Source organism: Citrobacter sp. Cs237, assembly GCF_030332325.1.
Lineage (GTDB): Bacteria > Pseudomonadota > Gammaproteobacteria > Enterobacterales > Enterobacteriaceae > Citrobacter_A > Citrobacter_A sedlakii.
On record NZ_JAOWIB010000031.1, the window covers coordinates 26,918 to 39,868 of the forward strand.

The 12,951-nt window shown below is 53.5% G+C and carries 12 protein-coding genes and 2 tRNA genes; 6 read left to right on the top strand and 8 right to left on the bottom strand.

All coding sequences use genetic code 11. The features are described 5' to 3' along the window. Positions 1–49: 49 nt before the first annotated feature. Together fadE and OGY07_RS00285 are read left to right on the top strand one after the other, a co-directional pair. Positions 50–2,494: an acyl-CoA dehydrogenase FadE gene (fadE, locus tag OGY07_RS00280; RefSeq protein ID WP_286597954.1), complete on the top strand. Its 2,445-nt coding sequence runs from the start codon at positions 50–52 to the stop codon at positions 2,492–2,494. A gap of 109 nt (positions 2,495–2,603) precedes the next feature. Beyond that, entirely contained in the window at positions 2,604–3,374 is a 771-nt protein-coding gene (locus tag OGY07_RS00285) for an amidohydrolase (protein ID WP_286597956.1), read from the top strand. 63 nt (positions 3,375–3,437) lie between these two features. Here the strand turns inward: OGY07_RS00285 and OGY07_RS00290 are convergent. Both OGY07_RS00290 and dnaQ read right to left on the bottom strand, forming a co-directional pair. Continuing rightward, positions 3,438–3,514: transfer RNA gene (locus OGY07_RS00290), tRNA-Asp, on the bottom strand. A 134-nt stretch (positions 3,515–3,648) separates the two neighbouring features. After that, positions 3,649–4,380, bottom strand: coding sequence for a DNA polymerase III subunit epsilon (gene dnaQ / locus OGY07_RS00295; protein ID WP_082636886.1), 732 nt, complete (start codon positions 4,378–4,380; stop codon positions 3,649–3,651). A gap of 64 nt (positions 4,381–4,444) precedes the next feature. Between dnaQ and rnhA the strand changes: the two genes are divergently transcribed. Continuing rightward, the gene (rnhA, locus tag OGY07_RS00300) at positions 4,445–4,915 is read left to right on the top strand and encodes a ribonuclease HI (protein WP_042286171.1); all 471 of its coding nucleotides are present in this window, start codon (positions 4,445–4,447) and stop codon (positions 4,913–4,915) included. On the opposite strand, the gene OGY07_RS00305 is transcribed toward rnhA, so the two are convergent. Continuing rightward, positions 4,912–5,634: a class I SAM-dependent methyltransferase gene (locus OGY07_RS00305; protein ID WP_205612920.1), complete on the bottom strand. Its 723-nt coding sequence runs from the start codon at positions 5,632–5,634 to the stop codon at positions 4,912–4,914. The two genes, rnhA and OGY07_RS00305, sit on opposite strands and share 4 nt — an antisense overlap. A gap of 33 nt (positions 5,635–5,667) precedes the next feature. Between OGY07_RS00305 and gloB the strand changes: the two genes are divergently transcribed. Next, positions 5,668–6,423 carry a hydroxyacylglutathione hydrolase gene (gene gloB / locus OGY07_RS00310; RefSeq protein ID WP_286597965.1) on the top strand — a complete coding sequence of 252 codons (756 nt, stop codon included), beginning with the start codon at positions 5,668–5,670 and terminating at the stop codon, positions 6,421–6,423. A gap of 71 nt (positions 6,424–6,494) precedes the next feature. Continuing rightward, positions 6,495–7,862 (top strand): murein transglycosylase D, encoded by a 1,368-nt coding sequence (gene mltD / locus OGY07_RS00315; RefSeq protein WP_042286177.1) that lies wholly within the window; start codon positions 6,495–6,497, stop codon positions 7,860–7,862. 50 nt (positions 7,863–7,912) lie between these two features. On the opposite strand, the gene OGY07_RS00320 is transcribed toward mltD, so the two are convergent. The 3 genes from OGY07_RS00320 to OGY07_RS00330 form a co-directional block, all read right to left on the bottom strand. Beyond that, positions 7,913–8,683, bottom strand: a complete 771-nt coding sequence (locus OGY07_RS00320; RefSeq protein WP_060571103.1) for a class I SAM-dependent methyltransferase — start codon at positions 8,681–8,683, stop codon at positions 7,913–7,915. 78 nt (positions 8,684–8,761) lie between these two features. Further along, the gene (locus OGY07_RS00325) at positions 8,762–9,562 is read right to left on the bottom strand and encodes an endonuclease/exonuclease/phosphatase family protein (RefSeq protein WP_042286179.1); all 801 of its coding nucleotides are present in this window, start codon (positions 9,560–9,562) and stop codon (positions 8,762–8,764) included. Positions 9,563–9,692: 130 nt separating this feature from the next. Then, the gene (locus OGY07_RS00330) at positions 9,693–10,871 is read right to left on the bottom strand and encodes an MFS transporter (RefSeq protein WP_060571102.1); all 1,179 of its coding nucleotides are present in this window, start codon (positions 10,869–10,871) and stop codon (positions 9,693–9,695) included. A 104-nt stretch (positions 10,872–10,975) separates the two neighbouring features. On the opposite strand from OGY07_RS00330, the gene yafC reads away from it, so the two are divergent. Beyond that, positions 10,976–11,881, top strand: a complete 906-nt coding sequence (gene yafC / locus OGY07_RS00335) for a DNA-binding transcriptional regulator YafC (RefSeq protein WP_060571101.1) — start codon at positions 10,976–10,978, stop codon at positions 11,879–11,881. Between the two features lie 24 nt (positions 11,882–11,905). Here the strand turns inward: yafC and dkgB are convergent, their stop codons facing one another. Together dkgB and OGY07_RS00345 are read right to left on the bottom strand one after the other, a co-directional pair. Continuing rightward, on the bottom strand, positions 11,906–12,709 hold the full coding sequence (dkgB, locus tag OGY07_RS00340; RefSeq protein ID WP_060571100.1) for a 2,5-didehydrogluconate reductase DkgB: 804 nt from the start codon (positions 12,707–12,709) through the stop codon (positions 11,906–11,908). 163 nt (positions 12,710–12,872) lie between these two features. Then, positions 12,873–12,949 (bottom strand) — tRNA-Asp (locus tag OGY07_RS00345). Positions 12,950–12,951: the final 2 nt, after the last annotated feature.

Below are 12,951 nucleotides of genomic sequence, written 5' to 3' on the forward strand. Positions count from 1 at the left end.
TAATCATCACAAGTGGTCAGACCTCCTACAAGCAAGGGAGCTTTTCGTTATGATGATTTTGAGTATTCTCGCTACGATTGTTTTGCTCGGCGCGCTGTTTTATCACCGTGTGAGCTTATTCCTTAGCAGCCTGATCCTGCTCGTATGGACGGCAGCACTCGGTGTGGCCGGACTGTGGAACATCTGGCTGTTGGTGCCTCTGGCCATTATTCTGGTGCCGTTTAACGTGACGCCAATACGCAAGTCGATGATTTCCGCGCCGGTGTTCCGCGGCTTCCGTAAGGTCATGCCGCCAATGTCGCGCACCGAAAAAGAAGCCATCGATGCCGGGACCACCTGGTGGGAAGGCGATCTGTTCCAGGGGAAACCGGACTGGAAAAAACTGCACAATTACCCGCAGCCGCGCCTGACCGCAGAAGAACAAGCGTTTATTGACGGTCCGGTAGAAGAAGCGTGCCGCATGGCGAACGATTTCCAGATCACGCATGAGCTGGCGGATCTGCCGCCCGAATTATGGGCCTTCCTGAAAGAACATCGCTTCTTCGCGATGATCATCAAAAAAGAGTACGGCGGTCTGGAATTTTCTGCCTACGCCCAGTCGCGCGTGTTGCAAAAACTGTCCGGCGTTTCCGGGATTCTGGCGATTACCGTTGGCGTACCCAACTCATTAGGCCCCGGGGAACTGCTGCAACATTACGGTACCCAGGAGCAGAAAGACCACTATCTGCCTCGCCTGGCCCGCGGTCAGGAAATTCCCTGCTTTGCGCTGACCAGCCCGGAAGCGGGTTCCGATGCGGGAGCCATTCCGGACACCGGTATCGTCTGTATGGGTGAATGGCAGGGTCAGCAGGTGCTGGGGATGCGCCTGACCTGGAACAAGCGTTACATCACGCTCGCGCCGATCGCCACCGTACTGGGGCTGGCGTTTAAGCTGTCTGACCCGGAAAAACTGCTGGGTGGTGAAGAAGAGCTCGGCATTACCTGCGCGTTGATCCCCACCTCGACGCCTGGCGTAGAAATTGGTCGCCGCCACTTCCCGCTGAACGTGCCGTTCCAGAACGGTCCAACGCGCGGCAAAGATGTCTTTGTGCCGATCGATTACATCATTGGCGGACCGAAAATGGCCGGTCAGGGTTGGCGTATGCTGGTCGAATGCCTCTCGGTTGGCCGTGGGATCACCCTGCCGTCAAATTCGACGGGGGGCCTGAAGTCCGTCGCCATGGCGACCGGCGCTTATGCCCATATCCGTCGTCAGTTTAAAATCTCTATCGGTAAGATGGAGGGTATTGAAGAACCGTTGGCGCGCATCGCCGGTAACGCCTACGTGATGGACGCAGCGGCGTCGTTGATTACCTATGGCATTATGCTCGGTGAGAAACCGGCTGTCCTGTCGGCCATTGTGAAGTACCACTGTACGCATCGCGGTCAGCAGTCAATCATCGACGCGATGGATATTACTGGCGGTAAAGGCATTATGCTGGGTGAAGGCAACTTCCTTGCCCGCGCTTATCAGGGTGCGCCAATCGCGATTACCGTTGAAGGCGCGAATATCCTGACCCGCAGCATGATGATCTTTGGTCAGGGCGCGATACGCTGCCATCCGTATGTACTGGAGGAAATGGCCGCCGCGCAGAGCAACGACGTTAACGCATTCGATAAGCTGTTGTTTAAACATATCGGTCACGTCGGCAGTAATAAAGTTCGCAGTTTCTGGCTGGGTCTGACGCGCGGCCTTACCAGCGCCTCGCCAACCAGCGACGCAACCAAACGTTACTACCAGCATCTTAACCGTCTGAGCGCAAACCTGGCGCTGCTGTCCGATGTTTCTATGGCGGTGCTGGGCGGTAGCCTGAAGCGTCGCGAGCGTATCTCCGCGCGTCTGGGGGATGTATTGAGCCAGCTGTATCTGGCCTCGGCGGTGCTGAAGCGGTATGACGATGAAGGCCGTCATGAGGCTGACCTGCCGCTGGTTCACTGGGGTGTTCAGGATGCGTTGTATCAGGCAGAGCAGGCCATTGACGATCTGTTGCAAAACTTCCCGAATCGTCTGGTTGCCGGTCTGCTGAACGTGGTGATCTTCCCGACCGGTCGTCACTATCTGGCGCCATCGGATAAGCTGGATCATAAAGTGGCGAAAATCCTCCAGGTGCCAAACGCGACGCGCGACCGTATTGGCCGCGGCCAGTACCTGACGCCGAGTGAGCATAATCCGGTAGGCCTGCTGGAAGCAGCATTGCGTGACATCATTGCCGCCGAACCAATCCACCAGCGGATCTGTAAAGAGATTGGCAAAAACCTGCCGTTTACCCGTCTGGACGAACTGGCGCAGAACGCGCTGGCGAAAGGCTTGATCGACAAAGATGAAGCCGCCATTCTGGTCAAAGCCGAAGAGAGCCGTCTGCGCAGCATCAACGTGGATGATTTCGACGCCGATGCGCTGGCGACACAGCCGGTAAAGCTGCCGGAGAAGACGCGTAAAGTCGAAGCGGCATAACGCTTTCGCCTCATCGTTTAGCCCTGCTCCGGCAGGGCTTTTTATTGCCCCCGTTTCCTGAAACCTCGTGCTACAGTGTTTGGATGCTGTTCAAAAAGGAGTATCGACCATGCCTGGCCTGCAAATTACGCTGTTGCAACAATCGCTGGTGTGGATGGATGGTCCCGCTAATTTACGTCATTTTGACCTGCAGCTTGAGCTTATGAGCGGACGCGATCTGATCGTTTTGCCGGAGATGTTCACCACAGGCTTTGCCATGGAGGCCGCCAGCAGCGCGCTTTCTCAGGAGGACGTGATTGACTGGATGCGAGGCAAGGCGCGACAAACAAATGCGATGATTGCCGGTAGCGTAGCCCTGCCAGGCGAGACAGGAGCGGTAAACCGCTTTTTGCTGGTTGAGCCCGAAGGAACGGTACACTTTTACGATAAGCGTCATTTGTTTCGCATGGCGGACGAGCATAAATATTATCAGCCGGGTGACACCCGAAAAGTGGTCGACTGGCGCGGCTGGCGGATCCTGCCGCTGATTTGCTATGACCTGCGCTTTCCGGTGTGGTCGCGTAACCGAAACGACTACGATCTGGCGCTGTACGTCGCCAACTGGCCCGCTCCCCGTTCGCTGCACTGGCAGACGCTGCTGGCGGCGCGCGCTATCGAAAACCAGGCTTACGTGGCGGGATGTAATCGCGTCGGCACCGACGGCAATGGACATCACTACCGAGGCGACAGTCGGGTAATCAATCCTCAGGGCGAAATCATTGCGACCGCGGACGCCCACCAGGCGACACGGATCGACGCAGACCTGTCGCTGAGCGCACTGAAGGAATATCGGGAAAAATTTCCCGCCTGGCAGGACGCGGACGGGTTTACGTTAAAGTGAGCGTTGAAGCCATGCAAAAACGACGAAAGCCTGAATCATTGCTGATTCAGGCTTTCTGAATAGTGGCGGAACGGACGGGACTCGAACCCGCGACCCCCTGCGTGACAGGCAGGTATTCTAACCAACTGAACTACCGCTCCGCGTTGTGTTCCACTTGGGAACGAAGCGCATATTACGGATTGGTATGCACCTCGTCAACGCTTTTTCTCATGTTTTTAATCGTTTGCTCTAAATTTCACCCGGACGGCGATTTTTACATCATTAACGGCCTGACTTACGCCCGCCAAAGGCAGCTTCCGCCCTTTTTCTCAACCAGGTCAAGACGCGATTCATGGGCGGCGACCTCCTCATCAGAGGCAAAAACAACCCGTAGTTTGCGAGCCTGACGCACAAGACGCTGGATTGTCTCTTCACCCTGTTGCTGCTGAGTTTCCCCTTCCATGGCAAAAGTCATCGACGTTTGTCCGCCCGTCATCGCCAGATAAACGTCGGCCAGGATCTGGGCATCGAGCAATGCGCCGTGAAGCGTACGTTTGCTGTTATCGATCTCATAACGCGAACATAACGCATCAAGGCTGTTGCGCTTGCCGGGGAACATCTTTCTTGCCAGCGCCAGACTGTCGGTAACTTTACAGAAGGTGTTGGTTTTAGGGATATCGCGATTGAGCTTCGCGAACTCGTAATCCATAAAGCCGATATCAAACGACGCGTTATGAATCACCAGCTCTGCGCCACGGATATAGTCGAGAAACTCATCGGCCACTTCGGCAAAGGTTGGCTTATCCAGCAGAAACTCATCCGCAATTCCGTGAACGCCGAACGCTTCCGGGTCCACCAGCCGGTCAGGCTTAAGATAGATATGAAAGTTATTGCCCGTCAGACGCCGGTTGATGACTTCCACCGCGCCGATCTCAATGATCTTGTGCCCCTCGTAGTGCGCGCCAATCTGGTTCATACCGGTGGTTTCGGTATCGAGGACGATCTGTCGTGTAATTGCAGTGCTCATAGCGGTCATTTATGTCAGACTTGTCGTTTTAGGGTTCGATTCAATTACAGGAAGTCTACCAGAGATGCTTAAACAGGTAGAAATTTTCACCGATGGCTCCTGCCTGGGTAATCCCGGTCCGGGAGGTTATGGGGCGATTTTACGCTATCGCGGACGCGAGAAAACCTTTAGTGAAGGTTATACCCTCACCACCAACAACCGCATGGAGCTCATGGCGGCGATCGTTGCGCTGGAGGCGCTCAAAGAACATTGTGAAGTCATTTTAAGCACCGACAGCCAGTACGTGCGCCAGGGGATTACTCAATGGATCCACAACTGGAAAAAACGCGGCTGGAAAACGGCAGAGAAAAAGCCGGTAAAAAATGTCGATTTGTGGAAACGGCTTGATGCAGCGCTCGGCCAGCATCAAATAAAATGGGAATGGGTAAAAGGCCACGCAGGCCATCCGGAAAACGAACGCTGCGATGAGCTGGCGCGCGCAGCAGCCATGAACCCAACCCGGGAAGATGTCGGTTATCAGACAGAAGAAGCTTAAGCGTCCGGTTTGCGAAATTGCCGGGTGGCGCCCACGGCCTGGGGAATTCGCGCTTTGGTTTTGCTCTGTTTCATTGGGTTAAGCGTAAGCGGAATCGTGCGCTTACGCGCCACAATCGTCTGCATACAGCCCAATGCAGGAAGATGCGCGCTCAGCATTTTTCCGCCGTTCTTTTTCCACGGCAGCACATGAAAGCGGCTGTAATACATCACCTCAAAATTCAACAAGGACAGCCAGTCCAACTGGCGCATCAGCGTAAACATTCGGCTATTGTAAGGAGGTGACTTACGCAGCACCGGCACCAGCTTACGCAGCCCCATCAGGCTCACCGGGTTAAAACCGCTGAGCACCAGCCAGCCATCATCAATCAGTACACGATCGGCTTCGCGCAGTAGACGGTGAGGATCGTCGCACCAGGGGAGCGCGTGCGCCAACAGGCAGACATCGACCGATTTCGGGGCGAAAGGAAGATGTAGCGGATCGGCCTGAACCTGGACAGGCGAGCCTTTGGTCGACACATTGACCTGATGAGACACCGCGCAGGCTTCTGTGTTGATTTCTGCGCTTAAATTGCCCACCTTAAGCAGGTGAAATCCATACATTTTAGCGAACCACGGATTAAGCTGTTGTTCCAGCGCCTCACGATAGTACTCGCCCCAGGGCAAATCGCCCCAGCGATCGGGTGCTACAACTGTCTGAGGGTTCCTTGCCGGTTTCATCACAACCATCCGTTACGCATAGAGAGGTAATAAATGAATCTTAACAGTATTCCGGCGTTTGAGGACAACTACATCTGGGTTCTGAGTGATGACGAAGGTCGTTGCCTGATTGTCGATCCGGGCGACGCCGCGCCAGTCCTGCACGCCATTGCCGAGAATCATTGGCAACCCGAAGCCATTTTATTGACGCATCACCATAACGATCACGTTGGCGGCGTAAAAGAACTGGCGCAAAACTTTCCACACCTGGTGGTATACGGACCGGCAGAAACACAAAATAAAGGCGCTACGCATATCGTCAAAGAGGGCGATTCCGTGCCCATTTTGGGACATGAATTTAGCGTATTCGCGACCCCAGGTCACACTTTAGGACATATCTGTTACTTTAGTCATCCTTACCTTTTTTGCGGCGACACGCTTTTCTCGGGCGGTTGCGGACGGCTATTTGAAGGGACTGCCAGCCAGATGTATCAATCCCTTAAAAAAATAACCGCACTTCCTGATAATACGCTTGTTTGCTGTGCTCATGAGTATACGTTAGCAAATCTTAAGTTTGCTTTAAGCATTCTTCCGCACGATTCGTTCATAAATGATTATTATCGTAAAGTTAATGAGTTACGGGTAAAAAAACAAATGACACTACCCGTAATTCTGAAAAATGAGCGGCAAAATAATATTTTTCTGCGAACAGAAGATCCTGATTTAATTAATGAAATTAACAAAGAAACAATATTGCAACACCCTGAACAGCGTTTTGCATGGTTAAGGTCAAAGAAAGACACCTTCTGACAATTCCGGGTTGCCTTTTCAAAACTTCGCCGTTATGATCGGTCGTCTTTTAAGCAACTATTGACACACACATGAAGGCAAAAGCGATATTACTCGCCTCTGTCCTGCTCGTGGGTTGCCAGTCGTCTCAAAACGCAGGCAATGTCCAACAGCACGCACAGAGCCTTTCTGCAGCTGGTCAAGGGGAAGCAGGAAAGTTTACGAGTCAGGCGCGATGGATGGACGATGGGACGTCCCTCGCGCAGGATCAAGACTTGTGGGCTTTCATTGGCGACGAGCTAAAGATGGGAATTCCGGAGAATGACCGGATTCGCGAACAGAAACAAAAGTATTTACGCAATAAGAGCTATCTCCACGATGTAACTTTACGGGCAGAGCCGTATATGTACTGGATAGCCGGGCAGGTTAAGAAACGTAACATGCCGATGGAACTGGTACTACTACCCATAGTGGAGAGCGCTTTTGATCCTCACGCAACGTCTGGCGCCAATGCCGCAGGTATCTGGCAGATCATTCCGAGCACGGGACGCAATTACGGTTTAAAACAGACCCGCAATTATGATGCGCGTCGCGATCTTGTGGCCTCCACAACCGCAGCGCTCGACATGATGCAGCGTCTGAACAAGATGTTTGATGGCGACTGGTTACTGACCGTAGCGGCGTATAACAGCGGCGAAGGTCGGGTCATGAAGGCAATCAAAGCGAACAAGGCGCGTGGGAAATCCACCGACTTCTGGTCGTTGCCGTTGCCGCGTGAAACGAAGCTGTATGTGCCTAAGATGCTGGCCTTGAGCGATATTCTTAAGAACAGTAAACGTTACGGCGTGAGTCTGCCCACCCCGGACGAAAGCCGGGCACTGGCGCGTGTACGTTTGAGCAGCCCGGTTGAAATGGCGCAGGTTGCAGACATGGCGGGGATTTCCGTCAGCAAGCTGAAGACCTTTAACGCGGGAGTGAAAGGCTCCACGTTGGGCGTTAGCGGTCCACAGTATGTGATGGTGCCAAAGAAGCATGCAGAGCAACTGCGTGAGTCGCTGGCTTCCGGCGAGATTGCCGCCGTGCAGTCTACGTTGGTGGCCGATAACACGCCGCTGAACAGTCGTAGCTATACCGTTCGTTCAGGCGATACACTTTCCGGCATTGCTTCGCGTCTCGGCGTGAGCACCAGAGATTTGCAGCAGTGGAATAAACTGCGCGGATCATCGTTGAAAGTGGGCCAAAGCCTGACGATCGGCGCTGGCAGCAGTGCACAGCGACTGGCCAATAACAGCGACAGCATTACCTATCGCGTGCGGAAAGGCGATTCGTTGTCGAGCATTGCTAAACGTCACGGCGTAAACATCAAAGATGTGATGCGCTGGAACAGCGATACGGCAAATCTGCAGCCGGGTGATCAGCTGACGTTGTTTGTAAAAAACAACGCTACGCCGGACTCCTGAAGGCGGTAATAAAAATAAAGGCACTGGATTCCCCCCAGTGCCTTTTTTATTTATGCCGCTTTGTGGGCTTCAACCATTATCGTGTCGCTGCAGAATGAACCGTCGCCCTGTAAGTCGAAGTAAGCTTTTACTTCTGCCGAGGCACTCTCCTGATAAATACGGATCGCCTCCACCAGCGCTGCGGGAGTTCGCATTCTCGTAACCCATGAATGGAATTCCAGCGACAGACGATCGGTCAATAACGAGTCGGCCACGAAACTCGCCTCGCTGATCAACGACAGCCACTCGCCAGCAGAATAATTACGCACGTGAGAGGTGTCCCGCAACGCTTCAACGGTCTGTAACCAGATATCCCGTACCGGATGTCCTGGGGACATAACATCCATCACGATCAATACCCCGCCCGGCTTCAGTACCCGATTCACTTCCCGCAACGCCCGTCCGACATCATGCCAGTGATGTGCGGAGTATCGGCTGATAACCACGTCAAAAACGCCGTCTTCAAATGGCAAGGTTTCGGCATAACCCTGACGGGTAGTGATATTGCTAAACCCCTTCTCGTTTGCGGCGTGAGCGACAACATCGAGCATCTGAGAGGATAAATCATACGCCACCACCTCTTTGACGTTCTGCGCCGCGACGAAGCTGGCATGGCCGGCGCCACACCCCATGTCCAGCAAGCGGGCCTGCGGCAAAGAGAACAAGCGTGCTGCCAGACGCTGTAAGTCGCGTCCGGAGGCATGTACTGCGCTGGTTAAATAAGCGCTGGCCTGAGAGCCAAACTGTTTTTCAACGTTATCGTGGTGGGAATGGGATGTCATTGTGCTGTCCTTTCGTTGTTGACAAGATAAAGGGCAGCACCGCAGACAGGTCTGCCCCAACGGCAGACCTGACTCACCTTATTGATCAGGTTTGCCGGGACTGAATTCGACGAGTAGCGGATTGTGATCGGAAGCGCGCGTCACCAGTACGGAAGCCTCGCTGACGTTCAGACCACGGTAAAAGACAAAATCGAGAGGACGACCAAACGCCCGACGGCGCTGATCGTCAGTAAAGCGAACCTGCCGCAGGGACATCTCACGCGCAAAGCGATACAGCGCATTCATACGACGTCGGCTCCAGGCGTTAAAATCACCGGCCATAATCACCGGACCACTGTGATGCGCTATCTGGTCGCCGATGGGAAGTAACTGCTTACTGTACACATCAACCCCCAGACTAAAGTTCACTGCGTGAATATTCACGACCATCAGCAGTCGCGTATCCGGTAACGGATAGACCGTGACCAGTGCAGACTTGGCGAGACGCAGTATCGGCTCACGCTCGCGAAGAGGACAACAATAAACCGGATGCGCGGCTGACAGCGTCATCACCCCGGACGGGTGCTGCGGCAACACAAACGCCGGTACCTGATCGGCCGCCAGATAGTTAGCGGTCGCAAACTGGACCAGCTCCGGCGTGGTCTGTGCTTCCTGTAATAACACCAAATGCGCGTCTTTACCGAAATTTTTCAGCACCGACAGCCATTCGGCCCGCTGCTGCTTGAATATGTTCCACACCAGGATGCGTATCCGATCTTCACTGCTTAACGGCGCCCCGGCGGGTAATGCCTGGCCGATGCTCGAAAACGACCCGGGCGGCAATATCCGCTCAGCGGGTTGTCCGGCAACGTAGCGCATGGCATAGGTGTTTTTTCGCACTTTTAACTTTCAAACCTCTGTAACGTCAACCAGTCCGGTGTCGGACTGGTTCTTCTGTTATAGGGATTTTAGCTCACACTTTCAACGACCAATTACTGTTTGTTTGTAAGTAAGCGCTGACTTAAGCCACTTACCCCAGTGCGACCACGCGTTGCGGCTTGTCCATTCGGCCACTGACGCCAAGCAATAAAAAAGCGCCCAAAACAATCAGCGCGCCGATCCACGGCGTCTGCGCCAGCCCAACATGCTCAACCGTCTGCCCGCCAATCACCGATCCCAGCGCAATGCCAATATTAAAGGCGGCAATATTCAGCCCCGACGCGACATCAACCGCATTTGGGGTAAACAGCTCAGCCTTTTGCACGACATAGACCTGCAGTCCCGGAACATTGCCAAACGCGAAAATCCCCATCACCAGTATCGTTGCCAGCGCAGCGTAGTGCAGGGTGGCCGTGAACTGAAACACCATCAGCAGGAGAAACAACGCCGCAAAGATAAATTTTAGCGCGGGTACCGCACCATGCTTATCTGCCAGTCTGCCGCCCCAGATATTCCCCACCGCCACGGATACGCCATATCCCAGTAAGATCCAGCTCACCGCTGAGGGTGAGAAACCCGCAAGCTCCTGCATCATCGGCGCGAGAAAAGTAAACGCGGTAAAGACGCCGCCATACCCGAGCGCGGTAATGGCATAAATAAGCAGCAAACGTGGATGCGTTAATACGCGCAGTTGATCGCGGAGGGATGCCGCGGCGCGTCCGGGTATGTTCGCCGGAATCAATAGCTGGCTGCCGATCAGCGCGATAACGCCTAACAGGGAAACCGCCAGAAACGTTTCACGCCAGCCAACATGTTGACCGATAAACGTCCCCAGCGGCACGCCAGTGACCAGAGCCACTGTCAGCCCACCAAACATAATGGCAATGGCGGATGCCGCTTTCTCTTTTGGCACCAGACTGGTCGCGATGGTGGAGCCAACGGAGAAAAATACCCCGTGAGCCAATCCGGTAAGTAGCCGGGCAATAATAAGGGTGGTGTAACCCGGCGCCTGCCAGGCCAACAGATTACCCGCCGTGAACAATACCATCAGCGCGACCAGGAGCTGCTTACGCGGTAAGCGCCCTGTCAACGCGGTCAGCACTGGCGCGCCAATAGCAACACCCAGCGCATAGATAGAAACCAGCATCCCCGCCGAAGGAAGGGAGACAGATAACTGTTCGGCAATGGTCGGCACCAGCCCCACAATCACAAACTCGGTGGTACCAATAGCAAATGCGCTTATTGTTAGCGCGAATAACGCGAGAGGCATAAATTACTCCAGTTCATCACTATTCAGATGACACGCAGTATGCCGGGATGGTTTAATTACAAAAATATCCAAAATAACAATACAATTTTGCTTCAGAGGCAAAAATGAAAGCAACATCGGAAGAACTTGCTATCTTTGTATCAGTGGTGGAAAGCGGAAGCTTTAGCCGCGCAGCGGAACAACTTGGTCAGGCAAACTCAGCAGTCAGCCGGGCCGTTAAAAAACTGGAAATGAAGCTTGGCGTCAGTCTCCTTAACCGTACTACCCGTCAGCTCAGCCTGACGGAAGAAGGCGAACGTTACTTCCGGCGCGTGCAGTCCGTACTGCAGGAGATGGCTGCGGCAGAGACCGAGATTATGGAGACGCGAACCACGCCGCGTGGCCTGCTGCGCATTGACGCGGCCACGCCAGTCGTTCTGCACTTTCTGATGCCGCTGATTAAACCGTTTCGTGAGCGTTATCCAGAGATTATCCTTTCTCTGGTTTCTTCCGAGACCTTTATCAATCTTATTGAACGGAAAGTGGATGTGGCTATCCGCGCGGGCACATTGACGGATTCGAGCCTGCGCGCCCGACCATTGTTTACCAGCTACCGTAAAATTATTGCCTCGCCAGAGTATGTATCGCGTTTTGGTAAACCCGAGACGGTAGAAGAGTTGAAGCAGCACCTTTGCCTGGGCTTTAGCGAACCGGTCTCGCTTAATACCTGGCCCATCGCCTGTCGCGACGGTCAGCTTCACGAAATTATATGCGGTATTTCATCGAATAGCGGAGAGACGCTTAAACAGCTTTGCCTTAGCGGCAACGGCATTGCCTGTCTGTCAGATTATATGATTGATCGGGAGATCGAGCGGGGTGAGCTGATTGAGCTCATGGCCGATAAACGTTTGCCGGTAGAGATGCCATTCAGCGCGGTGTATTACAGCGATCGCGCGGTGAGTACTCGCATTCGGGCGTTCATCGACTTTCTGAGCGAACATATCAAAACAGCTCCCGAAGGAGCTGTCTGAAAGGGAGAAGGCACAGATCAGGAATTAATCCCACTCTGGCGCCAACCCCTCGGGACTGACCAGGCGATCGTTACAGTCCAGCGTGGCGATTGCGTGTTTATCTTCAGCATCCAGCTTCAGATTCAGCGCCTGAAGATTACTCGCGAGGTTTTCCCGTTTTGTGGAAGAGGGAATGACTGAATAGCCTTCACCTATTGCCCACGCCAGGATCACCTGGGCTGGCGTTGCGCTATGCTTCGCTGCAATACGGGAAATCACTTCATCATTCAGAGCTTTACCATACGCCAGGGTCATGTAAGAGGTGATATGGATGCCGTGCTGTTTTGCCCACTCAACCACTTTACCGTTTTGCAAATAAGGCGACAGCTCAATCTGATTTGTCGCGATATTATCAACGCCTACGGCGGCAATGGCTTTTTCCATCAATGGGATAGTGAAGTTCGAGATACCGATTTCACGAGTGAGTCCTTGCTCTTTCGCTTCCAGCAATGCCTGCATAAATTCTGCAACCGGAACAGCATCATTAGGCGAAGGCCAGTGGATTAGCGTCAGATCGACATAATCGGTACGTAGCTTTTTAAGACTTTCTTTCAGGCTGGGAATGAGCTTGTCTTTGCTCAGATTTTCAGTCCAGATCTTGGTGGTGATGTATAAGTCACCGCGTGGAATGCCGCTTTCTGCAATCGCCTGCCCTACTGCCGCTTCATTGTCATAAATTTGTGCCGTATCGACAGCACGATAGCCCAGCGCGAGAGCTGTTTTCACGGACGCAATAACCACGTCGTCCTTAAGACGAAAAGTACCTAAACCAAATGCCGGGATAGCCATAAAATTCCTCGTTAATTCTGTATGTTTGTAAACTCAAAGGATTATGACTTTCTGGTGCAGCTGGAAAAAGAGCGTAAAGCGCAGAGGATTTTTGCGAATTTGGCAATAATGGAACGGCAGGCAAAGAAAAAGCCCTGAGTGTTAACTCAGGGCTCTTAATAAGTGGCGGAACGGACGGGACTCGAACCCGCGACCCCCTGCGTGACAGGCAGGTATTCTAACCAACTGAACTACCGCTCCAC

Coding starts and splice junctions, on each gene's coding strand:
- mltD (WP_042286177.1), top strand. CDS start 6,495: ATGAAGGCAAAAGCGATATTACTCGCCTCTGTCCTGCTCGTGGGTTGC.
- fadE (WP_286597954.1), top strand. CDS start 50: ATGATGATTTTGAGTATTCTCGCTACGATTGTTTTGCTCGGCGCGCTG.
- dkgB (WP_060571100.1), bottom strand. CDS start 12,709: ATGGCTATCCCGGCATTTGGTTTAGGTACTTTTCGTCTTAAGGACGAC.
- OGY07_RS00330 (WP_060571102.1), bottom strand. CDS start 10,871: ATGCCTCTCGCGTTATTCGCGCTAACAATAAGCGCATTTGCTATTGGT.
- rnhA (WP_042286171.1), top strand. CDS start 4,445: ATGCTTAAACAGGTAGAAATTTTCACCGATGGCTCCTGCCTGGGTAAT.
- gloB (WP_286597965.1), top strand. CDS start 5,668: ATGAATCTTAACAGTATTCCGGCGTTTGAGGACAACTACATCTGGGTT.
- dnaQ (WP_082636886.1), bottom strand. CDS start 4,380: ATGAGCACTGCAATTACACGACAGATCGTCCTCGATACCGAAACCACC.
- OGY07_RS00320 (WP_060571103.1), bottom strand. CDS start 8,683: ATGACATCCCATTCCCACCACGATAACGTTGAAAAACAGTTTGGCTCT.
- OGY07_RS00285 (WP_286597956.1), top strand. CDS start 2,604: ATGCCTGGCCTGCAAATTACGCTGTTGCAACAATCGCTGGTGTGGATG.
- OGY07_RS00305 (WP_205612920.1), bottom strand. CDS start 5,634: ATGAAACCGGCAAGGAACCCTCAGACAGTTGTAGCACCCGATCGCTGG.
- yafC (WP_060571101.1), top strand. CDS start 10,976: ATGAAAGCAACATCGGAAGAACTTGCTATCTTTGTATCAGTGGTGGAA.